This window comes from Collinsella aerofaciens (assembly GCF_018785265.1).
GTDB classification, from domain to species: Bacteria; Actinomycetota; Coriobacteriia; order Coriobacteriales; family Coriobacteriaceae; genus Collinsella; species Collinsella aerofaciens_AI.
This window is the reverse complement of sequence record NZ_WQPK01000020.1, coordinates 12,211-37,153: the sequence shown is the minus strand read 5'-3', so window position 1 is coordinate 37,153 and position 24,943 is coordinate 12,211. Positions and strand designations below refer to the sequence as shown.

The 24,943-nt window shown below is 58.7% G+C and carries 20 protein-coding genes; 13 read left to right on the top strand and 7 right to left on the bottom strand.

Translation table 11 applies throughout. From position 1 onward, the window contains the following. Positions 1-138: 138 nt before the first annotated feature. A complete protein-coding gene (locus tag GPK42_RS03570; protein ID WP_215693576.1) occupies positions 139-606 on the bottom strand; it encodes a hypothetical protein in 468 nt (155 codons plus the stop codon). 276 nt (positions 607-882) lie between these two features. On the opposite strand from GPK42_RS03570, the gene GPK42_RS03565 reads away from it, so the two are divergent. After that, positions 883-1,314, top strand: a complete 432-nt coding sequence (locus tag GPK42_RS03565) for an Hsp20/alpha crystallin family protein (protein ID WP_040359532.1) — start codon at positions 883-885, stop codon at positions 1,312-1,314. Positions 1,315-1,396: 82 nt separating this feature from the next. Here GPK42_RS03565 and GPK42_RS03560 read toward each other — a convergent pair whose 3' ends face one another. Further along, a complete protein-coding gene (locus GPK42_RS03560; RefSeq protein ID WP_215693574.1) occupies positions 1,397-2,206 on the bottom strand; it encodes an MBL fold metallo-hydrolase in 810 nt (269 codons plus the stop codon). 48 nt (positions 2,207-2,254) lie between these two features. Between GPK42_RS03560 and tilS the strand changes: the two genes are divergently transcribed. The 5 genes from tilS (at position 2,255) to GPK42_RS03535 (ending at position 8,999) form a co-directional block, all read left to right on the top strand. Next, a complete protein-coding gene (tilS, locus tag GPK42_RS03555; RefSeq protein ID WP_215693572.1) occupies positions 2,255-3,793 on the top strand; it encodes a tRNA lysidine(34) synthetase TilS in 1,539 nt (512 codons plus the stop codon). Between the two features lie 148 nt (positions 3,794-3,941). Then, positions 3,942-4,490 carry a hypoxanthine phosphoribosyltransferase gene (gene hpt / locus GPK42_RS03550; RefSeq protein WP_006235600.1) on the top strand — a complete coding sequence of 183 codons (549 nt, stop codon included), beginning with the start codon at positions 3,942-3,944 and terminating at the stop codon, positions 4,488-4,490. A 61-nt stretch (positions 4,491-4,551) separates the two neighbouring features. Beyond that, positions 4,552-6,639, top strand: a complete 2,088-nt coding sequence (gene ftsH / locus GPK42_RS03545) for an ATP-dependent zinc metalloprotease FtsH (protein ID WP_252200073.1) — start codon at positions 4,552-4,554, stop codon at positions 6,637-6,639. Positions 6,640-6,827: 188 nt separating this feature from the next. Then, entirely contained in the window at positions 6,828-8,012 is a 1,185-nt protein-coding gene (locus tag GPK42_RS03540; protein ID WP_215693567.1) for a pyridoxal phosphate-dependent aminotransferase, read from the top strand. Between the two features lie 165 nt (positions 8,013-8,177). After that, positions 8,178-8,999 (top strand): phosphatase, encoded by an 822-nt coding sequence (locus tag GPK42_RS03535; protein WP_215693565.1) that lies wholly within the window; start codon positions 8,178-8,180, stop codon positions 8,997-8,999. Positions 9,000-9,077: 78 nt separating this feature from the next. On the opposite strand, the gene rlmD is transcribed toward GPK42_RS03535, so the two are convergent. Next, on the bottom strand, positions 9,078-10,292 hold the full coding sequence (gene rlmD / locus GPK42_RS03530; protein ID WP_338404323.1) for a 23S rRNA (uracil(1939)-C(5))-methyltransferase RlmD: 1,215 nt from the start codon (positions 10,290-10,292) through the stop codon (positions 9,078-9,080). A gap of 572 nt (positions 10,293-10,864) precedes the next feature. Here rlmD and GPK42_RS03525 point away from each other — a divergent pair. From GPK42_RS03525 to GPK42_RS03510, 4 genes are all read left to right on the top strand, one after another. Further along, positions 10,865-11,725 (top strand): transporter substrate-binding domain-containing protein, encoded by an 861-nt coding sequence (locus tag GPK42_RS03525; RefSeq protein ID WP_215693562.1) that lies wholly within the window; start codon positions 10,865-10,867, stop codon positions 11,723-11,725. Then, positions 11,725-12,378: an amino acid ABC transporter permease gene (locus GPK42_RS03520; protein WP_215693559.1), complete on the top strand. Its 654-nt coding sequence runs from the start codon at positions 11,725-11,727 to the stop codon at positions 12,376-12,378. The genes GPK42_RS03525 and GPK42_RS03520 overlap by 1 nt, the downstream gene beginning before the upstream one ends. Beyond that, the gene (locus tag GPK42_RS03515; protein ID WP_055286226.1) at positions 12,371-13,135 is read left to right on the top strand and encodes an amino acid ABC transporter ATP-binding protein; all 765 of its coding nucleotides are present in this window, start codon (positions 12,371-12,373) and stop codon (positions 13,133-13,135) included. Before GPK42_RS03520 ends, GPK42_RS03515 begins: the two co-directional genes overlap by 8 nt. Positions 13,136-13,445: 310 nt before the next feature. Continuing rightward, positions 13,446-15,521 carry an elongation factor G gene (locus GPK42_RS03510; protein WP_215693557.1) on the top strand — a complete coding sequence of 692 codons (2,076 nt, stop codon included), beginning with the start codon at positions 13,446-13,448 and terminating at the stop codon, positions 15,519-15,521. A 129-nt stretch (positions 15,522-15,650) separates the two neighbouring features. Here the strand turns inward: GPK42_RS03510 and GPK42_RS03505 are convergent, their stop codons facing one another. Continuing rightward, on the bottom strand, positions 15,651-16,619 hold the full coding sequence (locus tag GPK42_RS03505) for a DNA/RNA non-specific endonuclease (RefSeq protein WP_215693555.1): 969 nt from the start codon (positions 16,617-16,619) through the stop codon (positions 15,651-15,653). 477 nt (positions 16,620-17,096) lie between these two features. Between GPK42_RS03505 and GPK42_RS03500 the strand changes: the two genes are divergently transcribed. Next, the gene (locus GPK42_RS03500) at positions 17,097-18,791 is read left to right on the top strand and encodes an ATP-binding protein (RefSeq protein ID WP_215693553.1); all 1,695 of its coding nucleotides are present in this window, start codon (positions 17,097-17,099) and stop codon (positions 18,789-18,791) included. Positions 18,792-18,910: 119 nt separating this feature from the next. Here the strand turns inward: GPK42_RS03500 and larE are convergent, their stop codons facing one another. Further along, positions 18,911-19,789, bottom strand: coding sequence for an ATP-dependent sacrificial sulfur transferase LarE (gene larE, locus GPK42_RS03495; protein ID WP_215693550.1), 879 nt, complete (start codon positions 19,787-19,789; stop codon positions 18,911-18,913). A gap of 173 nt (positions 19,790-19,962) precedes the next feature. Between larE and GPK42_RS03490 the strand changes: the two genes are divergently transcribed. Then, on the top strand, positions 19,963-20,613 hold the full coding sequence (locus GPK42_RS03490; RefSeq protein ID WP_055286235.1) for an HAD family hydrolase: 651 nt from the start codon (positions 19,963-19,965) through the stop codon (positions 20,611-20,613). Between the two features lie 113 nt (positions 20,614-20,726). Here GPK42_RS03490 and GPK42_RS03485 read toward each other — a convergent pair whose 3' ends face one another. Next, positions 20,727-21,839 carry a LacI family DNA-binding transcriptional regulator gene (locus GPK42_RS03485; RefSeq protein WP_252200071.1) on the bottom strand — a complete coding sequence of 371 codons (1,113 nt, stop codon included), beginning with the start codon at positions 21,837-21,839 and terminating at the stop codon, positions 20,727-20,729. Positions 21,840-22,151: 312 nt separating this feature from the next. Between GPK42_RS03485 and glmS the strand changes: the two genes are divergently transcribed. Continuing rightward, positions 22,152-23,999 carry a glutamine--fructose-6-phosphate transaminase (isomerizing) gene (glmS, locus tag GPK42_RS03480; protein ID WP_215693546.1) on the top strand — a complete coding sequence of 616 codons (1,848 nt, stop codon included), beginning with the start codon at positions 22,152-22,154 and terminating at the stop codon, positions 23,997-23,999. Between the two features lie 112 nt (positions 24,000-24,111). Here glmS and GPK42_RS03475 read toward each other — a convergent pair whose 3' ends face one another. Then, complete coding sequence (locus tag GPK42_RS03475; protein WP_229065402.1) at positions 24,112-24,813, bottom strand: GntR family transcriptional regulator; 702 nt, start codon at positions 24,811-24,813, stop codon at positions 24,112-24,114. Between the last annotated feature and the right edge of the window lie 130 nt (positions 24,814-24,943).

Sequence of the window (24,943 nt, the reverse complement as noted above, 5' to 3'; positions counted from 1 at the left end):
CCGCTGACCGGTGGACGGCACCGAGCCGTACGCTTGAACTGAGAAGGGGGAGGCCTCGCGGCCTCCCCCTTTTTTGCGTTTACGGGCATAAATGACTCATTTACGCCAGACGATTTAATTCTTTTTGGTATTGAGCTTTTATTTAAAGAAAATAAAACGAATAACAAGGGCAACTGCTATGGCTGCAATGATCAAAAGCAGGATTGTCAGTCGATGCTGCTTGCGTCGTTTACTTGACGAAACGAAGATTGATTTTCCCTGTTTTGGCGTTTCGAGATAGCGAGCCGAATGCGTTAAGGTTTGCTTTGGTCGAGGACCTCTTTGTTGATTGGCAGCGGATGCTTTCAGTGGCTCCTCACTAGCTGCGCTGTTTTTAGATAATGGTGCGTCTTTCAGATATACAGGGTCTCCCGAGGCGACGCCCATATGTTTACGCCCCGTTTGGGCATCCTCGAGTGTTTGATATCGATTTCTCGTCACATACTCGGGCTCCGGATCATTAATGGGCTCTTGCGAGATGTGGGGGCGATGGAACCGTGGCGGCTGCGTGGAAGTATCTTCCCCCTGCGTCGGCATAAACATTTTGTTCTGGTTTTGGTCGTCCATGATGCCCTTTAGCTCGTTACCAACAACGTGTACGCGCTCATTGTAAGCCCCTTGTTATTTGTAGCTGCGAACATACTCGTTATTTAAGCTCTGGTTCAAAGAACCTTAACCTTACTAAAACCTTAGTCACATACACTTAGATATGCTTATAGTACTGGACTCAAAAAACTTTATAGTCGATGTATATATAAGCACTGGGTGGGCATATATAAGAGCGTCAAAAGAAGTCCCAGTCACCTAGAAGATGGCTCGGCAGTCCTAAAAGGAGTGGTAAACATGGCAAGCATGGTTCCTTATCGTTCGGTTTTTGGCGTTCGTCCTTCTGCTAGCTCGCTGTTCGATCTGTTTGATGATATGACCGACCTTGCAAACAACTCGATTGCTTCCAAGGCGTTTCCCGTTGACGTTGAGGATAAGGGCGACGGCTATGAGGTCAAGGCCTATCTGACCGGTGTCGCCAAGGACGATATCGATGTCGAGCTCAATGAGGGCCGTCTGTCCATTAGCGTGAATGTCGAGGAAGACGAGGAGAACGAGGGCAAGAACTTCCTGCAGAAGGAGTTCAGCTCGTACAGCGCGACGCGTGGCGTGTATCTAAAGGACGCTTCGAGCGAGGGCCTCTCGGCTAAGTACGCTGACGGCATCCTGACCGTTACGGTTCCCAAGATCGTCGAGAAGAAGAACGTTACGAAGATCTCCATCGACTAACTTCGTTGGTGTTCTGCGCTATGAAAAGACAACAAAAGGGGCTGGGAAGCGATTCCCGGCCCCTTTTGTTGTTTAGGACAGTCTATTGAATGGTTGCCGGTTGATACTGACTCGCAGGGCGTATCGAGAGTTTTCGCGATCCTTGGAGAAGGGTTGCGGAGCTGCCGACCTCGTCATCCAGGGTTGCGGCCAGAGCTTTGGCATAGCTTTTGACGGTAAGGCTCGGACGATTGTTATCTTGGCTGATATGCATGGCAATGAGCTGTTCGGTGCGATCGGTAACAAGTTCGCGCGCGGCTTCGGCGGCTTGGCCATTGGAGAGGTGTCCCCTTTCAGACAGGATGCGCTCCTGAAGAAAGCGGGGATATTCTCCCTCGCGCAGCATGGTCACATCGTGGTTGCTTTCGAGTGCGAGGACTCGACAATCTTTGAGGGTGTTCATGGCTTGGCTCGATAGCTCTCCGGTGTCGGTGGCAAAGCCGATGGAATCATCGAGGGCGTCGAATCGAAAGCCGATTGGATTTATGACATCGTGTGATGTTGAGTAGGTTTGCGCGTGGATGCCGACAATGGATAGGGTGTCACCGGGGTCGAATTCCTCGACAGGCAGATGCGAAAGATTTTCTTTGCTCGAAAGTGTGCCCCTACTGGCAAAGAGGGGACCGTGCCAGTGCTTGCACCAGACATCGAGACCCTTGATGTGATCGCTATGCTCATGAGTAATGAGAAGAGCCGAGACGTTGTCTGCCGAGAGTCCCAGTTCTGCCATGCGCTTTAATGTCTCGCGGCGAGAAAGACCGTCGTCAATCATGATGAGCCCCCGGGGGCCTTCGATGAGCGCGCAGTTGCCTTTTGAGCCGCTGCCAAGGATATGAAGGTGCAGACGAGACATAAGATTCCAAAGGATACAATGGGTGCGGACGAATAGAGGAGGAAGCGAATGCCAACGGTATCACAGCATTACGGACACCATGCCGTGCCCGGGGCAGTCGATGAGACCCGAACGAGGCAGCAGGCTGCTCCTGTCGTGCTCATGGTATCAGGCGGCGCGGACTCGACGGCACTGCTTCTTATGGCGTGCACATCAAAGCTGGATATCCAAGACGGGCGCGGTGTTGCCCCCATTGCTCGCGAGCGCCTGCATGTGCTGCATGTAAACCATCATCTGCGCGGCAAGGCGTCCGATGGCGACGAGGCCTTTGTGCGTGAGCTCTGCGCGAAATATGGTTTACCGCTGTGCGTGGAGCACGCTTATTTTGATGGGGAGTCGGGCAATATTGAGGCCGCGGCCCGCGAAGTGCGCTATGCCGCGGCGCGGAGGTATGTTCGCGAGCTCTGCGCCCAGACGGGGGCACCGCGAACGGCGGCTCGTATCTGCACCGCGCACACGTCTTCGGATCGCGCGGAAACGTTTTTGATGAACGCGATTAAGGGTTCGGGGCCCGCTGGTCTATCGAGCATTCCTCGCCGGAGGAATATCGTGGTGCGTCCCTTGCTCGACCTAACTCATGGCGAGCTCGTGGGCTATCTACAGGTACATGGTCAGCCGTGGCGTGAAGACGAGAGCAATGAGGATATCTCGTATCTGCGAAACTACGTGCGCCATCGAGTGATGCCGGTGGTGGCGCAGCGCAACGCGAGCGTCTGCAAGACGATTGGCGCCGCCTGTGAGATCTTGGGTGATGAAGATGCGTTTCTATCCCAGCTGTCGGCACAGGCGCTTCGAAGCTGTTTGCGCAAAGAGGCAGCGGGCGCGCTGGTGCTCGATGCCAGGCGCCTTGCTGCGGCCGAGGTGGTAATCGCGCGGCGCATCGTGCGACTGGCGATTAAACGCATCGATCCGGGCGCTCGTCCAGAGATGCGACATGTGGAGCGAGTCCTTTCCTGCGTTGCCGAGGGCGCCGGCTCGGTCACGCTTCCGGCGGGGATTGACGCACGCATTGAGTTTGGCATGCTGGCGTTTAAGGTGCCGGCGGCTCGCGAGGGCCTGGCCGCGGACTGGGTTACCGTACCCGGTCGTTTGCCGTTGGGCGGGGGGCGCATGCTGGTCGCAGAGCCGATGGCCGTTGAGCCGGGATGCGATATCGTGCGCCGCGCCCGTGAGCTTGCGGTTGCCGGGGAAGTGACAGCTTTGGTAGACGCGGCTGCCCTGGGTTTTGCCGACAGCGATAGTGAGCGGATCCTGGCGGGCTCACGTGGCGAGATCCCTGCAGAGGCGCGATTGGCGCGCCTGTGGGTGGACGGTCCCGCACCGGGAGACGTGATGTGCCCGTTAGGAATGAGTGGCCGAAGCAAGAAGGTATCCGACTTGCTAGGCGAGGCTCGCATTCCCGTTTCCGAGCGCGCCGGCGTGCCCGTGGTGAGGACGGCGCCGGGAGGTGCCGTGGTGTGGGTCGCCGGAGTTCGCGCGGACGAACGTTTTAAATGCACGGCGGCGACGCGTGTGGCTTATCTGCTTCGCGTGGTTGACGCGGATTAGCCCCTCGCACCAGCTGTTCTGTGCGGCGTTGACGGTATTCCCGCGCTGATGGTGCGCGGGCTGGAAAATATACCCCGTGCGCTGCTAGAATGTGTAGTTCGCGTCCATACGGCGGTGTGTGGGCGATTAAGCACAAGAAAGGGTTGTCATGGCTTCTCAACATCCGGATATCGAGAAGGTTCTGTTTACGCAGGAGGATATCGACGGCATCGTTTCTCGCCTGGGCGAGGAGATCACTCGCGACTACGCGGGTAAGGATCTGGTGCTGATCGCGGTTCTGCGCGGTGCCGTTGTCTTTATGGGCGACCTGATGCGCAAGATTGAGCTACCGACCAACATCGATTTCATGGCTGTTTCGAGCTATGGCGACGGTGTGAAGTCTTCGGGCATCGTGCGTATCATTAAGGATCTGGATATCGACATCCGTGGTCGCGACGTGCTGATCGTCGAGGACATTCTGGACTCGGGCCTGACCCTCAAGTACCTGATGAAGAACCTCGAGAGCCGCAAGCCCGCTTCGCTGGAGGTCGCTGCCTTCCTGTGGAAGGACGTTGAGGACCGCACCTCGGCCATCACGCCCAAGTATGTTGGAACCCATTGCCCCGATGCCTTTGTGGTGGGCTACGGCCTCGACTATGCCGAGCGCTATCGCAACCTTCCGTATCTGGGCATTTTGAAACCGGAGGTTTATTCGTAAGATGCCCGACGACCGTAACGACAACAATTCCCAGACTCCCCGGGACCCAAAGATCCCGGGGATGCCCGGAGGCAAGAAGCCCACGCGTACGGGCTGGCTGTATTTTCTTTTGGCTTGCGCGCTTCTGGGCTATGCCTTCTTTAATATGGGTTCCGGCTTTGCCAGCTCCAGCAATACCGTTAAGCTCGCGACGAGCGAGATGGTCAGCGCCATCAAGCAGGATCGCGTCGAAGATCTGACCTATACGGTTCAAGACGGAAGCGTGACGGGTCATTACTGGAAGACAAAAAAGGACAAGGGCGATACGAGCGAGCTCAAGAGCTTCTCTTCGACCTATGTCGGCTCCGATTCGCTTGCCGAGCTCATGGCGGAGCACCCCGATACCAAGTACATCGTCAACACCAACGATCCCGATTTTTGGGGCGACTTGGCGATGAGTGTGCTTCCGACGATCGCCCTTATCGCCATCATGTTCTACTTTATGCGCCAGATGATGGGCGCCAACAACAGGAACATGCAGTTTGGCAAGACCAACGCCAAGACCAACGAGGCCACACGCCCCAAGGTCAAGTTTGAAGACGTTGCCGGAGTGGACGAGGCAGTCGAGGAGCTCGAGGAGATCCGTGACTTTTTGAGCGATCCGGATCGCTATCGCAAGCTGGGCGCCAAGATCCCGCGTGGCGTGTTGCTGGTTGGCCCTCCGGGCACCGGTAAAACGCTGCTGGCCAAGGCCGTTGCCGGCGAGGCGGGCGTGCCGTACTTTAGCATCTCGGGTTCCGACTTTGTCGAGATGTTCGTAGGTGTCGGCGCCAGCCGTGTGCGTGACCTCTTTAAGGAGGCCAAGTCCCAGGCCCCGTCGATCATCTTCATCGATGAGATCGATGCCGTGGGACGTCAGCGCGGAGCCGGCTTGGGCGGCGGCCACGACGAGCGCGAGCAGACGCTCAACCAGCTGCTGGTCGAGATGGACGGCTTTGAGGAAAGCGAGTCGGTCATCCTGATCGCTGCGACCAACCGTCCTGACATCCTGGATCCGGCATTGCTGCGTCCCGGCCGTTTTGACCGTCAGGTTACGGTCGACCGTCCGGATGTGAAGGGCCGCGAGCAGATCTTGCGCGTGCATGCCGAGAACAAGCCGATGGACGAGGACGTTAAGTTTGAGAAGCTCGCCCAGATGACCGTTGGCTTTACTGGTGCCGATTTGGCGAACCTGCTCAACGAGTCTGCGTTGCTGGCCGCTCGCCGTCATCGTTCCGTGATCTCGATGGACGAGGTCGAGGAATCGATGGAGCGCGTGATTGCCGGACCGCAGCGCAAGGGTCGCGTGATGACCGAGGCCGAGCGCACCACGATTGCCTACCACGAGAGCGGTCACGCCCTGGTGGGCCACATCCTGGAGCACTCCGATCCGGTCCACAAGATCTCGATCGTCAGCCGCGGCCAGGCGCTGGGCTACACGCTGCAGCTTCCGCAGGAGGACCACTTCCTCAAGACCAAGAACGAGATGCTCGACGAGCTCGCCGTGTTCTTGGGCGGTCGCGTTGCCGAGGAGCTCATGTGCGATGATATTACGTCGGGCGCGAGCAACGATCTGGAGCGCGCAACCAAGATGGCGCGCGAGATGGTCACGCGCCTGGGCATGAGCGAGGAGCTGGGCACGCAAGTGTTTGGCGAGGCGCAACATCAGGTGTTCCTTGGTCGCGATTACGCCGATCACCAGGATTACTCCGAGGAGACGGCGCGCCGCATCGATATCGAGGTTCAGCGCATTATGCGTGAGGCCCATCGTCGTGCGGTCGAGATTCTGGACGCCCGTCGCGATCAGCTCGATCTGATGGCGAAGGTGCTGCTTGAGCGCGAGACCGTCGAGGGCGACGCCGTGAACGCCCTGCTCGACAACGAGTGGAATGCCTACCTTGAGCGCGAGGGCGATATCCTGGCGGCCAAGGAGGAGCGCAATGCCAAGGCGGCCGGCATGCCGACCAAGAAGCGCGCGCCTCGAATGAGCGAGGAGGAGCTGGCGGCTGATGCCGCGGCCTTTGCGCAGGCGGCCATGCAGGAGGATGCCGAAGCCGCATCCGATGATGCTGACGATGACCATGCCGTCGTCGATGCCGATGCCGATGCCGACACCGACGCCGACAAATAGTCTTTGTGGCGAAAGCCTCCGCGGGGAAACCTGCGGAGGCTTTTCTTTTGAGCGATATGGGGCCGTCTGTTGATTGGGGACAGACTTAAATGAGCATTTTCACGCATTTAAGTCTGTCCCCAATCAACATTGCTGCGGCACTTTGCTCGGCTAAAGCGTACAATAGCGCCTATGCGAAAGGGGAACAGATGATCAACGAAACTATGTATGCTCGCGGTGCGGAAAGCTCCATCATCCGTGAGATTTTTAGCTATGGCCTTGAGCGCAAGGCGCAGATCGGTGCGGAAAACGTATTTGATTTTTCGCTGGGCAATCCGAGCGTTCCGGCACCCGCTGCTGTGGCGGAGTCCATTAAGAAGGCCCTGGAGCTGCCGAGTGACCAGTTGCACGGCTACACCCCCGCTCCGGGCCTGCCGCAATGTCGAGCAGCCGTCGCCGAATCGCTCAACCGCCGCTTTGGAACGAACTATGAGGGTAAGGACGTCTTTATGACGGTGGGTGCCGCGGCTTCGCTCACCTGCACGCTCAACGCCGTTACGAACCCGGGCGACGAGGTTATTGTTATCGCCCCGTACTTTCCGGAGTATCGCGTTTGGATTGAGAAGGCCGGCTGTACGTGTGTTGAGGCGCTCGCCGATGAAGATACGTTCCAGCTGAGCGTGGACAACGTGCTCAAGGCGATTACCGATAAGACGACTGCCGTCATCATCGACTCGCCCAACAATCCGACTGGTGCCGTATATACACGCAACACGCTGACGCGACTGGCCAATGTTCTGCGCGAGGCCAACGCTCAGCGCGATCCCGAGAATCCGATTATGCTCATCTCGGATGAGCCGTACCGCGAGATCGTGTACGGTGCCGAGGTGCCTTGGGTGCCCTCGATCTACGAGCACACCATCGTGTGCTACTCGTATTCCAAGTCGCTGTCGCTGCCGGGTGAGCGCGTGGGGTGGATCTTGGTTCCCAACACCAATCCGCAGGCTGCCCGTCTGATGCCGGCTGTTGCGGGCGCTGCCCGTACGCTGGGTTTTGTATGCGCACCGGCACTCTTCCAGCGCGTGATCATCGATTGCATCGATGAGCCGAGTGATGTCGGGGCCTATGCCCGCAACCGCACGGCGCTCACCGATGCTTTGACGGACTACGGCTATACCTATGTTGAGCCGGACGGTGCTTTCTACCTGTGGGTGAAGGCACTCGAGCCCGATGCGAATGCGTTTTGCGAGCGCGCAAAGAAGTATGAGTTGCTTGCGGTTCCCTCGGACAGCTTTGGTATGCCGGGTTGGTTCCGCCTGGGCTATTGCGTGAGCTACGAAACGATTGTCAATTCGCTACCCGCTTGGAAACAGTTGGCGGACGAGTATCGTTAAAAGTAAAGCGCTCTGCCTACAATGTTTTACGTGAAACGGGGTTTGGTGTTAAGCCGGACCCCGTTGTCATGGACGTTGTGTCTTTGGGATGGAGTGGTTTTACGACTATCGAAGGCTATGCGTACAATGAATATAAGCGGCGGCCGTGCCAGATAAGGAGACCCGATGCCCTACCTGCTTTCTTGTGACATTCATACCCATACGATGTTCTCTGCGCATGCATATTCGACCATTGAGGAGAATGTGTACTGGGCGGCAGAGCGTGGTCTGCAGGTGCTCGGATCTGCCGACCATTTGAGCTCTATGGTTACGGCTTGCCCCAATGACCTGCGCAGTTACCAGTTCTTTATCAACCAGGATATCTGGCCGCGCATTTGGAGCGGCGTGCTGGTGCTGCGTGGTGCCGAGGCCGATATCGTTTCGCTGAACGGAAGCCTGTTTGGCGAGGACACTCCTGTCACGCTCGATATCGCCGGCGATTCGTACAGCCGTCAGCATTCGCTGTTCGATTTGGTTACGCGTAATTTGGATTATTTGGTTGCAAGCGTGCATAATCCGCAGATTGCTGAGGGCGCGACGCTGGCCCAGACGACCGAGATGTATATCAATGCCCTGGAGCACCCCAAGGTGTTCATGCTGGGCCACACGGGGCGTTCGGGTGTGCCGTTCGATATCGACGAGGTGCTGTTGGCAGCTAAGGCCAAGCACAAGATTATCGAGATCAACAACCATAGTCTTGAACACGGTGTCGACACTGAGCATTGGGCCGTATGCCGCAAGATTGCCGAGCGCTGCGCCGAGCTGGGCGTGGGCATTGGCGTGTCGACCGATGCCCACATTGGCATGGCCATTGGCAAGCTCGATCACGCGCGCAAGATGCTCGACGAGATTCACTTCCCGCTGGATTTGATCGTGACGCGCGACCGCGAGACGCTGCTGCGCGAGATGGCGGCAGCCGGCGTGTGCGATCTGCGCAATGGGATGTAGCGGAGTTTATAAACCAAGCGAAGGGGGCGGCCCAGGCGGGTCGCCCCCTTTCTTGTCCCAAAAATCTACTGAGGTTGGTTAGCGGCGTTCGAGGACCGCTACGGTTTCGGTGTGGTCGGTATGAGGGAACATGTCGACGGGCGTGATCTTGAGCAGGCGATAGCCTCCGTCGAGGAGCTGATGCAGGTCGCGCTCTTGAGTTACGGGGTTGCAGCTGATATAGGTGATGCGGCGCGGCTTAAGCGCGCAGGCAGCTTCGAGGAACTCGGGCGTGGAGCCGGCGCGCGGCGGATCGATGGAAAGGACATCGACCCGCTCGTTGTTATCGGCGGCATCCAGGATGTAATCGGTGGCGTCGTCGGCCATAAACCAAGCGCTGCGGGTGAGGCCGTTGAGCTCGGCATTGCGACGTGCGTCGGCAATGCCCGCCGGGTTGCGCTCCACGCCGAGCAGCATAATGCCGATAGCCTTGTTCTGGGCATCTTTAGCTGCGCAAAGACCGATGGTACCGCTGCCACAGTAGGCATCCATGAGCACATCGCCCTGGTGCAAATCCATGCCGTCGATAGCGAGCTGATAGAGCAGCTCGGTCTGTTGCGGGTTGGTCTGATAAAACGCGGTGGGGGAGATGTCGAATTCGCAGCCGAGCAGCTGGTCGCGCATGCATTCGGCGCCATACACGATGCGGGTTTCCTCGCCGAGGATGGCGTTGCCGGGGCGTCCGTTGATGTTTTGGGCGACGGTGACGATGCGCGGATCGAGTGCGGCGACAGCCTCAAAGAACTCCTGCGCATGCGGCAAGTCGCGCTGAGCGGTCACGAGCGTGACCATGATCTGGTCGGTACGCCAACCGCAGCGGACGACGGCATAGCGAAGCAAACCAAGATGCTTGTCCTCATTAAAGGCGGGAATATGCAGCCGCTCAGCTTCGCGTGCGATGCCGTTGAGAATCTGACGGGCGCCCGGTGCCTCGACGGGGCATTCGGGTACGGCAACGATCTTGTGCGTGCCGCGCTCAAAGAAACCGCAACGGACAGCGCCCTCCTTACCGGGAGCAAAGGGAGTGGCGGCCTTATGGCGAAAACCGCGCGGCGCAGGATATTTGCCCGGGTCGCCCAGGGTGACACCCATGCCACGAATAGGATCTACAGCAATGCCCTCACGCTCACAAAGCGAAGCAAAAAGCTCCTCCATAGCAGCCTGCTTAGCTGCCAACTGCTTTTTATAAGGACGATTGAGCGCCGTGCATCCGCCACAAGCTCTCATGATGGAACAGGGAGACTTGGGATCCACAGCCTTACGTGCAGGCGAAACCGGATCTTTATGCGGACGCTTGGAGCGAGTCTGAGACGCTTTGTCTCCGCCTCGACGAGAGTCAGAACGCTTGGTCTTAGCCCTGCTCTTGGTCGATTTGCTTTTTGCAGCTTTAGAAGACTTGGATTTCGTAGAAGATTTCTCCTCCTTCGACCCCTCAACCGCCTCCACCAAAGCACGACGAGCCCTACGCTCCGCACGAGATTCTGCCATCAATAACTCCACTTATTCATGAATTAAAGCTGCAAGTATTGTACCGTGCCAAGCCAGCAGACGATATACAAGCGGTTTATTCGTGTCAGTGATAAGCCCAACGACGGTTGCCCGCCGCGTGAGGGGTGTGGGGGTTAAGTTTATCGCGAGTTCCGCACGCACAGGAGGCCACTTAATGTGGCCTCCGTCGTGAGCAGGACTGTAGAGCAGGAAACTTAACCCCCACACCCCTCACGCGGCGGGCAAACTCGCCTTGTGCTCTATCACGCTAAAGTGTATGATTCTGAACGTTACACGACTCACTTTACTTAACTAAAGTGCCACCAAGGGGGAATACCATGAATACCGATATGTCTCGTCGTCAGTTTGTTGGTCTAGCCGGTTCGCTCGCTACGGTTCTAGGTCTTGGCCTGGTAGGCTGCGGTGGTGGTGCCGGTAAGGGTTCCGCTGCCGGTTCTGCTGCAGCCAAGGATGTGAAGGGCGCTGCGGAGTCCAAGAAGCTCGTGGTGGGCTTTGATAAGTCCTATCCTCCGTACGGCTTTGTGGGCGACGATGGCGAGTACACCGGCTTTGATCTCGATCTGGCCAAGGCTGTTGCCGATAAGCAGGGCTGGGAGGTCAAATACGAGGCCATCGACTGGGATGCCAAGGATACGCTGCTTAACTCGGGCGCCATCAACTGCATCTGGAATGGCTTTACCATGGAGGGCCGTGAGGACGACTACACGTTCTCCGAGCCGTACATGCTCAACGAGCAGGTGCTCGTGGTCAAGAAGGATGCGGGCATCAAGAGCTGGGACGATCTTGCCGGCAAGACCGTGATTACTCAGACCGATTCCGCTGCGCAGGATGTGCTCGAGGGTGACCAGAAGGATCTGGCGGCGACATTTGCCACGCTCGATACCATCGGCGAGTACAACACGGCCTTTATGCAGCTCGAGAGCGGCGCGGTCGATGCCGTGGCTTGCGACCTTTCGATTGCCCAGTATCAGCTTGCCGCCAAGCCCGATGCCTATACGCAGCTTGATGAGCCGCTGTCCAGCGAGCACTACGCCGTCGGCTTTAAGAAGGGCGACACCAAGTCGGCCGACGCCGTGACCGAGTCGCTCAAGGCGCTCTACGAGGACGGCACGGTTCAGGACCTGTGCGACAAGTATTCAAGCTATGGTCTATCTTTCGATAATTGGGTGCTCAAGTAATGTCTATTCAGGCCATGATACAGATGCTTGGCCAGGGTTTCTTGGTCAGTTTGCAGTTGTTTGTGCTGACGCTGCTGGGGTCGATTCCGCTGGGAATCCCCGTGGCGTTTATGCGCATGAGCAAAATCGCGCCGCTTCGCTGGATTGCGCGCATCTATATCTCGGTCATGCGCGGCACGCCGCTCATGCTGCAGATGTTTGCCATCTACTTTGCCCCGTACTACGTGTTTGGCATTTCGCTCACGCCCGATTCCAAGTGGACGGCGTGCGTCGTAGCGTTCATCATCAACTACGCCGGTTACTTTGCCGAGATCTATCGCTCGGGCCTGCAGTCCATTCCTCGCGGTCAATACGAGGCTGCCGAGGTGCTGGGCTACTCGCGCATGCAGACGTTTCTGTATATCGTGATGCCGCAGGTCGCCAAGCGTATTCTGCCTGCGATGGGCAACGAGATCATCACGCTGGTCAAGGACACGTCGCTGGCGTTTGCCATTGGCGTGGGTGAGATGTTCTCGACGGCCAAGGCGCTGGTCGCCTCGCAGGTGAGCATGGTGCCGTTTGCGATCGCGGCGCTAATCTACTGGGTCTTTAACTTCGTCGTCGAGATGCTGCTGGGCGCCGCCGAAAAGAAGCTGGACTATTATCATGACTAACTCAGTGATGAAAATCGAAAGCGCGCGCAAGGCGTTTGGCGGCAATGAGGTGCTCAAGGATATCTCGCTCGAGGTCAAGCGTGGCGAGGTCGTGGCGATTATCGGGCCTTCGGGTGGCGGCAAGTCCACGCTGCTGCGGTGTGCCACGCTGCTCGAGACACTCGACGGAGGCTCGCTCTCGTTTGGTGGCCTTGCCGTTGCGACGGATGCGGGCTCGGGCGCGGTCTATGCGAAGGGCGATGTGCCCAAGCGGGCACGCTCGCGATTCGGCCTGGTGTTCCAAAATTACAACCTGTTCCCGCACTATACCGTGATGAAAAACATCATCGACGCGCCGATCCGCGTGCTTAAGCGCCCGCGCGAGCAGGCGGAAGCTCGTGCGCGCGAGTTGATCGCACAGATGGGGCTTACGGGCAACGAGAACAAGGTGCCATGTGAGCTTTCGGGCGGCCAGCAACAGCGTGTGAGTATCGCCCGCGCCTTGGCGCTCGATCCGGAGATCCTGTTCTTTGACGAGCCGACCTCGGCACTCGATCCCGAGCTGACGGCCGAGGTACTGCGTGTCATTAAAGACCTTGCGGCGCAGAATATGACGATGGTGATCGTGACCCATGCGATGCAGTTTGCGCGCGATGTTGCCGACCGCGTGGTCTTTATGGACGGCGGTCGTATTGTCGAGGAGGGTCCTGCCGAGCAGGTCATCGACCATCCACGCGAGCAGCGCACCCGTGAGTTCTTGAGCCGTATCGAGGGATAGGCTCAGGTATTTACTCAACTATTAATTGAGGCGAAGCCGCCGCAGGTCTTACGGTCTGTGGCGGCTTTTTGTTTGCATCGACGGGGTTCAATAATCGCCTCACAAGCTTGTCTCTTCCTCTCGCCGCCTGTATTCATACGTGTGCCGAAAGGTGTGCATGGACGGTCGCCCGTGAGGGTAGGGTGGTGGCATAGGACATTTGGAGGGTGAGTCGGCTCGGCTGCCGACCATGCTGCTCCCGGGATGGCATCGACCGCGAACTCTCCCCGTTGGCGTCGCGCAATGCGCGCGGCCCTGCAAGGAGGTCATCATGGGTGCTCCCAAGACCGGTAACGTAAGGAACGTGGTGCTCGTAGGCCAAGGCGGGGTGGGCAAGACTTCACTCGCCGAAGCCATGCTCCACCTTTCCGGCAAGACCGCCCGCCTGGGCGGCCACGACGGCACCAAGCCTACGCTCGACTATGACCCTGAAGAGGTCAAGCGTTCATTCTCCATCTCGACGACCATTGCGCCAATCGACTGGAAGGGCGCGCGCATCAATGTGCTCGATGCCCCGTGCTACCCCGATTTTATCGGCGACGCCTTTGCCGCGATGAGCGTCTGCGAGACGGCTCTGTTTGTGGTCGACGCCGAGGCCGGCCCGCAGCCTACGACGGTTAAGCTCTGGTATGCCGCCGAGGACCTGCGCCTGGCGCGTGCGGTGTTCGTAAACCGCCTGTCGCGCTCCGAGGCCAGCTTTGCGACCACGATGGACCTGCTGCAGGAGCGCTTTGGCACGCGCCTGGGCGCCGTGACCCTTCCCTGGGGCGAGGGCGAGGACTTTGACGGCATCATCGACCTGGTGCGCATGAAGGCGCGCCATTGCAACGGCACCGAAGCCGTTGAGTCGGAGATTCCCGAGGAGTATCGTGCCCAGGCCGAGGAGGCCCATGACCATCTGTGCGAGTTGGTGGCCGAGGCCGACGATGAGCTGATGATGAAGTACCTGGAAGGCGAGGAGACACTGACGCAGGAGGAGCTTGAGGGCTTGCTGTCGAAGGCGATTGCCGAGCGCATCTTTGTGCCGGTCTTTGCGGGCGATTGCATTAAGGAGCAGGGCGTCAACTCGCTGATGGACGACATCGCGACGTACTTCCCGGCGCCGACCGACTACGGCGAGATGCCGCTTATCGACGGCGATTCGCTCAAGATTTCGAGCGACGATGACCGTCCGGTGGCGTTTGTGTTTAAGACCCTGGCCGATCCGCGGCAGGGTCGCATCAGCTTTATCAAGGTGCTGACGGGTACGCTTGAGCCGGGTCTTGAGCTGATCAACGCGCGTACCCGCAAGAGCGATCGTCTGGCCCACCTGTATGTGATGTGCGGCCGCGACATGACCGAGGTCGGTCACGCCTATGCCGGCGACATTATCGTGGCGCCCAAGTTGGCGGCAGAGACGGGTGACACGCTCTCCATTACCGGTAAGGTCGAGGCGGCGGCGTTTAAGTTCCCCAACTCGCAGTACCGCATTGCCATCGAGGCCGAGAACCGCGGTGACGAGGAGAAGCTCTACACGTTTATCGAGAAGGCGTGCAAGGCCGATCCGACCATGAGCATCGATCGTGACGAGGAGACCGGCCAGGCTATCATTTCCGCCGTGGGTGAGGCGCAGGTTTCGGTCCTGCTTAATCGCCTTGAGGACCGCACCAAGGTCGTGGCCAAGAGCGTGCCGATCCGCATTCCGTATCGCGAGACCATCCGACGCACGGCAAGCGCCCAGGGCCGCCACAAAAAGCAGACTGGCGGTGCCGGTCAGTATGGCGACTGCTGGCTGCGCGTTGAGCCGCTCATTGGACCCGACGGCACGAGCGATGGCTATGAGTTTGTGGACGAGGTCGTGGGCGGCCGTATTCCGCGCTCGCTGATCCCCGCCGTGGACAAGGGTGTCCAGGAGACCATGAAGGACGGCATCATTGCCGGCTATCCACTCACAGGCATTCGCGTGGCTGTGTACGACGGCTCGTATCACAGCGTCGACTCCAACGAGATGGCGTTCCGCGCGGCGGCTCGCATCGGCCTGCGCAAGGCATGCGCCGATGCCGATCCGGTGGTGCTGGAGCCCATCGAGGAAATCACGGTGACTATTCCCGAAAGCTACGCCGGCGCTGTGATGGGCGACATCTCGGCATCGCGCGGTCGCGTGACGGGCATGGAGACCGATGAGCGCGGCGACACCGTGGTCATTGCCCAGGCGCCGCTGGCAGAGCTGACGGATTATTCGACGCGCCTGCGCTCTATCACGCGCGGCACGGGTGACTTTACCATGAAGCCCGCTGGCTACGAGCAGGTTCCCTACGATGTTCAGGCCAAGCTGGTCGAGCGCTATGAGGAGGGCCGCGCCAAGTAGCGTGTGGTTTTGCCTGCAATGTGGACGCTGACGAAAAGGCCGCCCTGGGTAATCCAGGGCGGCCTTTTTTGATCCCATGGGGACGGAGGAAAACGAATCATTTTTGGGTTACGGGCGGTGCGGTCGGCACTAGTCTCCGGATGCCTGGTTGCGGCCGGTGGCGTAGTCGATCTGCACGTGCGGCTGCAGGTTGTAGCAGTACACGTGGAAGCAGAGGGTCTTGCCGTGGTCCTCGACCGATTGCGCCTCAAGGCGCACGCCGCGGCAGACAAGTTCCTCTTCGTTATACATGGGTGTGACGCGATAGAGCACGTGGTTGCCCGTCTCGCGGATGTAGCCGAGAATCTGCTCCTCAAACGGTAGCATGCCCGTCTCGTTGAGATAGCGCGTGCCGGTGAGGAGATCCTTGCGATTGGCGTTTTCGCCGCAGAGCGACCAGGCGATGAGGTGGCAGCGGTTGTAGAGGCTCTGGCCCGGAATAAAGTCGTAGCGCTGCTGATGCCATCCGGCGGGATGGATGCGCGAGATATCGCCGCGCTTGCCTTGACCGAGCGAGTCGGGGCCCACGCAGGCGAGCGCTTTGCGAGTGCGGCCCATACTGTCGAGCTTGGAGAATTTCTTAAAGCAGCTCTCTTCTGCAGCGCGTTCGTATTCATCGAGTGTGAATGACGGCATGCCGAGCGGGTGCGCGCTGTCGGCGCGAAGGGCGACGTAGGGATTGCCGGCGTAGTCTGGAATGCTGCTGAGATATACGCCGCGGGCGCGGTTGAGATCTGGGTTTTCCACTTCGTCGATGGGGGTGGCGGCACTGTCCGCGGAGGCAACGTTGCCGTTGGTGTTGGTCGCGGTGGATTCGGAGCCATCGCCGGAGTCCTCGGAGCTTGCTGTTCCCGATTCGAGCCGGGCAACCAGGTCTGCCTCGTCGTCGGTGCGGCTGGGACTCTCGTTTTGTTTTTCGGCCAGAGCCGTCGCCTGCTCATCGCTTTGCGGCGACAACAACTTGGGCGCTCCGTCGAGCGATCCCGTAAACAGCGCAAACCCGAGCACCACGGCGGTGCCGATGGAAAGTACTTGCTTGTAGGCGGACTTGCGCGACATTGAGGCTCCTGGATGGGCGGTTGGGAATCTACCAGTCTAGCAGGAGCCGGCAGGGGCCGTTCTGTCGAACAAATACTCAAGATTTTGGGGCAAACGCTGCTGGTTCATTTGCCTCATATGGAGCTGCAGCGGTTATGCATGTGGGGCTATTCGGAGTTTCCCCAGATAAAACCTACCAAAATAAACCTGTCCTTTTTTGGCAGGCTAATCGTGAGTTATTTCACCGCAACTTAGGGTACGGTTAGGAAGTGTGCACCTTAAAGAGTGGAGCCCTTGATTAGAGAGATTACGCTCGTCTCTCTAAATATCTCTTTAAAGAGAAGGTCAGTTAAAGAGATAACATTAGGAAATCTAGCAGTGAATTTGATGCATCTCTCTAAATTTCTCTCTAAAATAAGATGCCTATCTCTCTAAAGTTAGAGAGATATACTATACTTTAGAGAGATAAATCTATCGTTTTAGAGAGACGGAATGCCAATGCTGCTGGATGAACCTCTTGGCCTTATCGTTGAGCGCCTTCGCAGGCGGGGGACTGATGACGCATCGGTAGAAGTTAAAGCCTGCACGAATAAATTGAGCGCAGACGTATGGGAGACAGTGAGCGCTTTTGCGAACACTGCGGGTGGGCTCATTATTTTGGGCCTGAACGAGGCCGAAGGATTTGTTCCTTCGGCTAACTTTGCTATCGATAGGGTGCGCGATCAGTTTGTTTCGGGTATCGGAGACGGAGGCTCAGCGGCAGTGGTGACCCATGCGCCGCGGTACGAGCTTGATCGAGGCGAGGTCGACGGGCTCCAGGTGCTTCTGGTGCGCATCTTTGAACTTGAGCTTAAAGCGAAGCCTTGCTATATCGGCGCGCGCGGCGTGCAGAACGGTAGCTACAAGCGCGTGGATGATAAAGATATCAAGATGTCACCCGCTGAGCTATATGAGCTGCAGAGTGCGTTGCTTCCGAGCGATGCAGACGGCACGGTGGTTTCGGAGGCAACGGTCGAGGATTTGGATCCAGATGTCGTGCGGTCTATTATCGCAAATCGCCGGCTGCAGACCCCGCGCGTTTTGCGCGGGGCCGATACGCTGGAAAAGCAGCTGGTCAGACTCAATATCACTACAAAGGATGGTGCCGTGAAGCTCGCGGGGCTTCTGTCGGCGGGAATTTACCCCCAGCAGTTCTATCCCAAACTGATGATCGATGTCGCCGTTCATTCCGATGTGGAAAAATCTGCACCCGGGCAACCCCGGTTTATTGACCGCCAGTTGTGCGATGGCCCGATTCCGGCTTGCATCGAAGATGCCCTTGCCGCGATTGGACGAAACTTGCGCAAAGCGACGATAGTGCAAGGCGCTGGCAGAAGGGAGGATTGGGAAGTTCCCCAGGAGGTTTTGCGCGAGGCCTTGGCAAATGCCTGCATCCATCGAGAATATTCGCCCATGTTTGTGGGGCAGGCCGTGAGTGTCGATATCTATCCAGACAGAATAGAGATCAAAAACCCTGGCGGGCTTTGGGGCGGAAAGACGGTGGACAATCTTGCAGACGGGGAATCGCGCTGCCGAAACCCAAAGCTCATGAGCCTAATGGGGGCGACGCCGTTAGAGCATGCCGAGGGGGCCGTTGCGGAAAGCCAGGGATCTGGTATCCCGGCTATGATTCGCGAGATGGAGTCTCGTTCGCTTGGCAGGCCGAAATTTATCGTTAAGGCCGATTCGTTTACGGTGCTGCTTTCCCGGCACGGGGCGGAGCTTGCTGAAAACCGTACGTGGATTCAGAGTCATGTGGGCACCGAGCTGACGGATCGCGAGGAAACACTGCTCATGTTTATGCGGGAGCATAGGTGCGTATGCGATGTTCAAAAAATACGAGAGGCCCTGAAGTGGGATTCGGATGACATTCGCCTGATCTGCGGGGACCTTGTGGATAAACATGTCCTGTCAAAATGCGGCAAAGACACGTTCGAAATTATCGATATGAACAGAGAATCGTCAGCTTCGACGGCGGATAGGATCCTGGAGGCTCTCAGCGCCGAAGTGGATATGACGGCGCGAGAAATAGCGGTTGCATCGGGGGTCAGAATTTCGTCTGTCCGTTACCATCTGCCAAAAATGGCGGATAAAGGACTCATCGAAGTAATGGGTTCATCGACGAGCCGCAACCGCCGCTATCGGAAGAAGTAGATGCAGCCGAATTGCCCCTCTATCGTCTCTCGAAGTTAGATGGGTGCTAGAGGGGCGACTGCCTCGCGATATTTCCCCAGGTAAAACCTGCCAAAATAAACCTGTCCCCTTTTGGCAGGTTACTGATTCATGTTGCCGTGGATGTAGGGGGTGACCTCGGGGGAGATATGGTCGCAGCCCAGCTCGCGCAGCGCGGACTCGATAACGGCGGGCAGCGGGGTCTTGCCCTTGTCGTCGACGGCGGCACCGCCGAGGGTGGCAATCTTGGCAACATCTGCGGGTGCGGCCTCGATATGCATGCAGCCGCCGACCAAGCGCGCGCGTACCTGTGCCAGATCAAGATCGTGCAGGTAATCCTCGCAGGCGCGAATCAAGGAGACCTTCTCGCGCGTAAGCTCCTCGCCCGTGGGGACGCGCGTGGCAAGACAGGCTCCCGCCGGCAGGCTCCAAACGGGATAGCCCCATGTGCGCAGCAGCTCGCGCTCTTCGTCCTTGGTAAAGCCGACCTCCATGAGAGGGGAGCGTACGCCGAGCTCTTTTGCCGCGCGCATACCAGGGCGGTAGTCGCCGCGATCACTTGCATTGCTGCCATCGATGACGGTGGGAAAGCCGAGCGACTTGGCGTGGTTGACGATGGCGGTAAAGCCGGCGTGCTTGCAGTGGTAGCAGCGATTGGCATCGTTGCAGGCTACCTGGGGGAGCTGCAGCTGATCGACCGAAAGATTGAGCACGGGGAGCTTAAAATGCGGCCCCTCATTGGCCTGTCCATCAACGGACTGCTCAAACGAAGCCTGTTCGGGCGTGCCGATGAGCGGCGTGGTGAGATGGACAAGGAGGGTATTGGTAGGCATGATGCGGGCGCATACGGCGGCCAAAAAGCTGCTGTCGACGCCACCGGAAAACCCGATAGCCACGCGCCCGTATGCCAAAAGCAGCTGTTCGAGCGCCGATAGCTTGTCTTGAAGCTCCTCTGCGGGTGCCGTGGTGTCTAAAATCATGAAACGATCCTTATCGTTGAGTACTCGATTGAAAACTATAATCCTAATGCGTTACTTGCCATAAGACTTCTATCTGTGTAACGAAAGTGCAATATGGTATATACGTTATATACAAGTTGTCAAATGCGGTAGAGTTGCGGCAATGCGACAGCGAGAGTCGATGGGGGACCGATATGATCAAGGCTGTTATTTTTGACATGGATGGAACGCTGGTCGATACCGAGCGTTTGGGGATTAGGGCCTGGAAGGCAGGCGCCGCTGAGCTGGGGCTCGCGATTGATGAAGCGCTGATCCATCAGTTTATCGGTCGCACGCTACCCGATGTCATGAACATCCTCGATAAGCATTACGGCAGCCACGAGACCGCCGAGGCGATCTATGTCCGCCACAAGGAGATTCGCGACGAGATGGTCAAGACCGATCTGGAGCTTAAGGCCGGCGCTGCCGAGTGCATAGACGAGCTGTTGGCTGCGGGCTATCACGTAGGCCTTGCAACGTCATCGCGCCATGTTACGGCCGAGCGCAACCTTAAAGCATTCGGTCTTTTTGACAAGTTTGAAACGGTAACGTGTGGCGAGGACGTCGTGCATGGCAAGCCCGACCCCGAGATGTATCTGCTCGCCTGCGAGCGCGCGGGCTTTACTCCCGAGGAATGTGCCGTGGTCGAGGATTCGCGCAACGGCTGCGTCTCGGGCATTACGGCTGGCTGCCACGTCTTTGCCGTCCCCGATATCGTGCCGCTGCCGCAGGACGTGGTGGATGGCTGCGAGGCCGTGCTCGATACGTTGTTCGATCTGGCGGCGGCGGTCAAGGCCGTGCGCTAGACAATTGCGGCGTTGAAACGAGCAATTGCTTACGTTTGCGCTTAAACAAAAGGGGTCCGGCAATGGTCGGGCCTCTTTTGCTTGAGCGGCGACTTAGCATACTTGCGGGCGTGCTATAGATACGCACCGAGGTTGATGGCCGTGGCGTCGCTCTGGCTGCTTGCCTGGGTGCTGGCGCGTTCCAGCAGGAACGGACGTACCAGTTCTTGGCGGTTGATGTCCTCGGCGGCGGTGACTGCGGTGACGGTGCGCGCTGTAGAGCCGACGCGGATATGCTTGGTCTTTGCTGGGGCCTTGTTCTCGATTTGCTCCATGAGCAATTGAACGCCCTTGCGGCCAATCTCGTAGCCCGGGGGCGCTACCGTAGTGAGCGGGACCGATCCACTCCAAGCGAGCGGGTTGCCATCGCAGCCTGCTACGCGTACTTGCCCGGGGACAGAGATGCCCTTGTCGACCAGCGCCGAGATAACGCCCGAGGCCAACACGTCGGTCAGGCCGACGACAAAATCGGGGCGTTCGTTCGCGGGGCGCTCGGCGATTTGGGCACCGATGCCGTAGCCGTCGGCAGCGGTATTCCATTCGCCAGCGTCGATGACTTCGATCTTGATATCGGGGTGCAGGGCGAGGGCCTTGTGAATGCCAAGCACGCGTAGGATGAGCTGCATAAATGCTGCTCGGCCGACGACGACAATATGGTGTGCGCCGCGGGCGATGGCGAGCTCGGCAATGATGCGACCTTGGGCCTCGTTGTCGGCCGCTACGTAGTAGCCGGGCTCGGAACAGTGGATGTCCAGATGGACGATCGGCACGGGCATTTTAGTCATGGCCGGATGCCAGTCGGGGGACGCCATGGGCTGAACCATGACGCCGGACATCTGCGTGCCCATAAAGTAGCGCAGGTAATGGTCCTCGAGAATATCGTCGTTATCGGCGTTGGCGATGAGCAAGTCGTAGCCGTGCTTGCGGGCCTCGTTGTGGGCGCCGCTGGCGATTTGGAGCGAAAAGCCGTGATCGAGACGGGGGAGCACCAGGCCAAAGGACTTGGTGGCGCCGCCCGCGAGCTGACGGGCGCTTTGGTTGGGCAGGTAGCCAAGGCGATTGATGGTCTCGTTGATGAGCTTGAGGGTCTCGGGGCGCAGCTTTTCGGGGTGGTTGAGCGCGTTGGAAACCGTGCCCAACGAAACCCCGGCCTCGCGCGCGACGTCGCTGATTTTTACCTTTGCCATAGCGGCCCCTTTGATGCGTTTCAAGTACAAGCCAGATTGTAGCATCCCAAATCTACCAAAAAGGGACAGGTTTATTTTGGCAGGTTTTATCTGGGGAAACGCCGTTGCCAGCGCGACCACCACGAAGGTGCCTGTCCCCATTGTGGTGGTTTGGACCGGCTGGACGTGTGTGCATCGGGTGGTATCTAAGTTGAGATACCACTTCTGGTATATCAGCTTGCGTTTGCGTGAGTACAATACTCGAACGTTATGCGTCTCAGCGCCCCCTGTGCGTGGACGTTTTGCAGTCAAGCGGACGAAGGGATTTATCCTATGTGCGGAATTGTCGGCTACACCGGCTCTGATATTGCAAAGAACATCCTGGTCACGGGCCTCAAGCGTATGGAGTATCGCGGCTACGACTCCTCGGGCGTCGCGCTCGAGGTGGGCGAGGGCGCCGCGGCGCACCTCGACGTCATCCGCCGCGTGGGCAAGGTCGCGGGCCTGGAGAGCGAGCTTTCCAACATCGACAGCGACGCTACCTGCGGTATCGGCCACACTCGTTGGGCCACCCACGGCAAGCCCTCCGTCGTTAACGCTCACCCCCACACCAGCTGCGACGGTCGTATCGCCATCGTCCACAACGGCATCATCGAGAACTTCGCCGAGCTGCGCGAAGAGCTGGAGGGTCGCGGCCACCACTTTAAGAGCGAGACCGATACCGAGGTCTTCGCGCATCTGATCGAAGAGGCCTATGCCGAGACGCACGACCTGATGGCCTCCGTGCGCGAGGCTTGCACCCACGTGGTCGGTGCCTATGGTCTGGCCGCCGTGTGCGCTGACGAGCCCGGCGTGATCGCCGTGGCCCGCAAGGATTCCCCGATTGTGGTCGGCGTGGGCGAGACCGGCTCCTACGTTGCCTCCGACGTGATCGCGCTCATCGACGCCACCCGCGATGTCGTGGTGCTCGAGGACGGTCAGTTTGCCAAGCTCACGCCCGCAGGCGTCGAGTACACCGACGAGGCCGGCAACGTTATCGAGCCCAGGGTCACCCACATCGACTGGGACCTGGACATGGCAGAAAAGGGCGGTTATCCCGACTTTATGCTCAAGGAGATTCACGAGCAGCCGCGCGTCGTGCGCGACACGCTGGTCGGTCGTATGACGCCGGCCGGCGAGCTCGACATCGACGAGCTGGGCCTTTCGCTCGAGGAACTCAACGACATCGACCGCGTCTACGTGATCGCTTGCGGCACCAGCTACCATGCCGGTCTCATTGCCAAGAACCTTATCGAGGGCTGGGCTCGCATCCCCACCGAGGTGGAGGCGGCCAGCGAATTCCGTTATCGCAACCCCATCATTACGCCGACGACGCTCGTCGTGGCCGTGTCCCAGTCGGGCGAGACGGCCGACACTCTCGCCGCCATCCGCGACGCGCGCATCAAGGGCGCCAAGGTCTTCGGCATCACCAACGTGGTGGGCAGCCCCGTGGCGCGTGAGAGCGACGGCGTCATCTACACCAAGGCCAACAAGGAGATCGCGGTCGCCTCGACCAAGAGCTTCATCGGCCAGGTCGTGAGCCTCACGCTTTTGGCCCTGCTGCTGGCGCAGGTCAAGTACCGCCTGACCACCAAACAGGCACGCATGCTGTTTCGCGAGCTTTCCGATACGGCCGAGCAGATCCAGTGGATTTTGGATACCCAAACCGAGGCCGTTCATGAGGCCGCCCTGCTGTGCAAGGACGCGCAGTCCGCGCTGTTCGTGGGCCGCGGCATGGGTGCCGCTATTTCCTACGAGGGTGCGCTCAAGCTCAAGGAGGTCAGCTACCTGCACGCTGAGGCCTACGCCGCCGGCGAGATGAAGCACGGCCCCATTGCCCTGATCGACCCGGGCTTCCCTGTCATCGCTGTGGCCACCAAGAGTGCCACCTACGACAAGACCGTGTCGAACCTTATGGAGTGCAAGGCGCGCGGTGCCAAGGTCATCGTCGTTGCCACCGAGGGCGACGAGGAGATCAACAAGATCGCCGACTGCATCATCCGCGTGCCGGCAGTCCGCGACGTGTTCAGCCCCATCACGGCGAGCGTTCCTCTGCAGCTGCTCGCACGCGAGGTCGCCATCCTGCGCGGCTGCGACGTCGACCAGCCCCGTAACCTGGCGAAAAGCGTTACTGTCGAGTAATCGAGTTCCGTCATCCTAACAACTAAGGCCCGGCTCCGTTGCAGCGGAGCCGGGCCTTGTTGCATTTGACCAGATAAAACCTGCCAAAATGAACCTGTCCCTTTTTGGTAGGTTAGCGGAGCTTGCTGGTCTCGAAGTACTCGGGGAACTGGTCCAGAACTTCGGTTTGGTTGCGGAACATCATGTGCAGGTGCTTGCTGACCAAAAAGCTCGCTTCGATGGGGTCGCGACCGGCGATAGCGCGGCGAATCTGCTTGTGCTCGTTCACGATGTCCTGATTGTCGAGAACCTGTGTGGCGGCGCGCAGCCAGCGGAAGCGCTCCAGGTCGGCATTGGTCTCTTCGAGCCACGACCACACGGTGCTGCGACATGCGATGCTAAAAATCATGTGATGCATGAGGTTGTCGCTCAAAAAGAAGCCGATGCGATCCTCTTCGGCCATGGCCTTTTCCTGCAGCACGATGGCGCGGTCGAGCTGCTCGATGCCGGCCGACGTGGCGCGCGCACAGCACTCCACGATCACCTGCTTTTCCAGATGCTCGCGGATGTAACAGGCACTCTCAGCAAGGGTGAGGTTGATGGGCGAGACGTAGGTGCCGCTCTGGGGCACGGTGCGCACCAGGCCTTCCTGCGCCAAGCGAACCAAAGCCTCGCGCACGGGCGTGCGCCCCATATCTAGGTCGTCGCAAAGTTGCTTGACGCCCAGCTTTTCGCCCGGCTTGTAGTCCAGGTAGACGATTTTGCGTCGAATGGTGTGGTAGGACTGGTCCTGTAGGCTCGCTTCCTGCTCGCCGACGTGCATCGATTCTTCCATAGCGCCTCGCAACTGTTCTATCAAACTCATATGTCAGTTGTTAATTATGCCGCGAATCAGCTCTCCGCGGTGGGTAATTCGGCTGTTGCCTGAGAACTATCGCGGCATCTTAGTCTGTGTTTGCGCAAGG

Excerpts from the sequence above, each read along its gene's own strand:
- GPK42_RS03570 (WP_215693576.1), bottom strand. The coding sequence starts at position 606 with ATGGACGACCAAAACCAGAACAAAATGTTTATGCCGACGCAGGGGGAA.
- GPK42_RS03565 (WP_040359532.1), top strand. The coding sequence starts at position 883 with ATGGCAAGCATGGTTCCTTATCGTTCGGTTTTTGGCGTTCGTCCTTCT.
- GPK42_RS03560 (WP_215693574.1), bottom strand. The coding sequence starts at position 2,206 with ATGTCTCGTCTGCACCTTCATATCCTTGGCAGCGGCTCAAAAGGCAAC.
- tilS (WP_215693572.1), top strand. The coding sequence starts at position 2,255 with ATGCCAACGGTATCACAGCATTACGGACACCATGCCGTGCCCGGGGCA.
- hpt (WP_006235600.1), top strand. The coding sequence starts at position 3,942 with ATGGCTTCTCAACATCCGGATATCGAGAAGGTTCTGTTTACGCAGGAG.
- ftsH (WP_252200073.1), top strand. The coding sequence starts at position 4,552 with ATGCCCGGAGGCAAGAAGCCCACGCGTACGGGCTGGCTGTATTTTCTT.
- GPK42_RS03540 (WP_215693567.1), top strand. The coding sequence starts at position 6,828 with ATGATCAACGAAACTATGTATGCTCGCGGTGCGGAAAGCTCCATCATC.
- GPK42_RS03535 (WP_215693565.1), top strand. The coding sequence starts at position 8,178 with ATGCCCTACCTGCTTTCTTGTGACATTCATACCCATACGATGTTCTCT.
- GPK42_RS03525 (WP_215693562.1), top strand. The coding sequence starts at position 10,865 with ATGAATACCGATATGTCTCGTCGTCAGTTTGTTGGTCTAGCCGGTTCG.
- GPK42_RS03520 (WP_215693559.1), top strand. The coding sequence starts at position 11,725 with ATGTCTATTCAGGCCATGATACAGATGCTTGGCCAGGGTTTCTTGGTC.
- GPK42_RS03515 (WP_055286226.1), top strand. The coding sequence starts at position 12,371 with ATGACTAACTCAGTGATGAAAATCGAAAGCGCGCGCAAGGCGTTTGGC.
- GPK42_RS03510 (WP_215693557.1), top strand. The coding sequence starts at position 13,446 with ATGGGTGCTCCCAAGACCGGTAACGTAAGGAACGTGGTGCTCGTAGGC.
- GPK42_RS03505 (WP_215693555.1), bottom strand. The coding sequence starts at position 16,619 with ATGTCGCGCAAGTCCGCCTACAAGCAAGTACTTTCCATCGGCACCGCC.
- GPK42_RS03500 (WP_215693553.1), top strand. The coding sequence starts at position 17,097 with ATGCTGCTGGATGAACCTCTTGGCCTTATCGTTGAGCGCCTTCGCAGG.
- larE (WP_215693550.1), bottom strand. The coding sequence starts at position 19,789 with ATGATTTTAGACACCACGGCACCCGCAGAGGAGCTTCAAGACAAGCTA.
- GPK42_RS03490 (WP_055286235.1), top strand. The coding sequence starts at position 19,963 with ATGATCAAGGCTGTTATTTTTGACATGGATGGAACGCTGGTCGATACC.
- GPK42_RS03485 (WP_252200071.1), bottom strand. The coding sequence starts at position 21,839 with ATGGCAAAGGTAAAAATCAGCGACGTCGCGCGCGAGGCCGGGGTTTCG.
- glmS (WP_215693546.1), top strand. The coding sequence starts at position 22,152 with ATGTGCGGAATTGTCGGCTACACCGGCTCTGATATTGCAAAGAACATC.
- GPK42_RS03475 (WP_229065402.1), bottom strand. The coding sequence starts at position 24,813 with ATGGAAGAATCGATGCACGTCGGCGAGCAGGAAGCGAGCCTACAGGAC.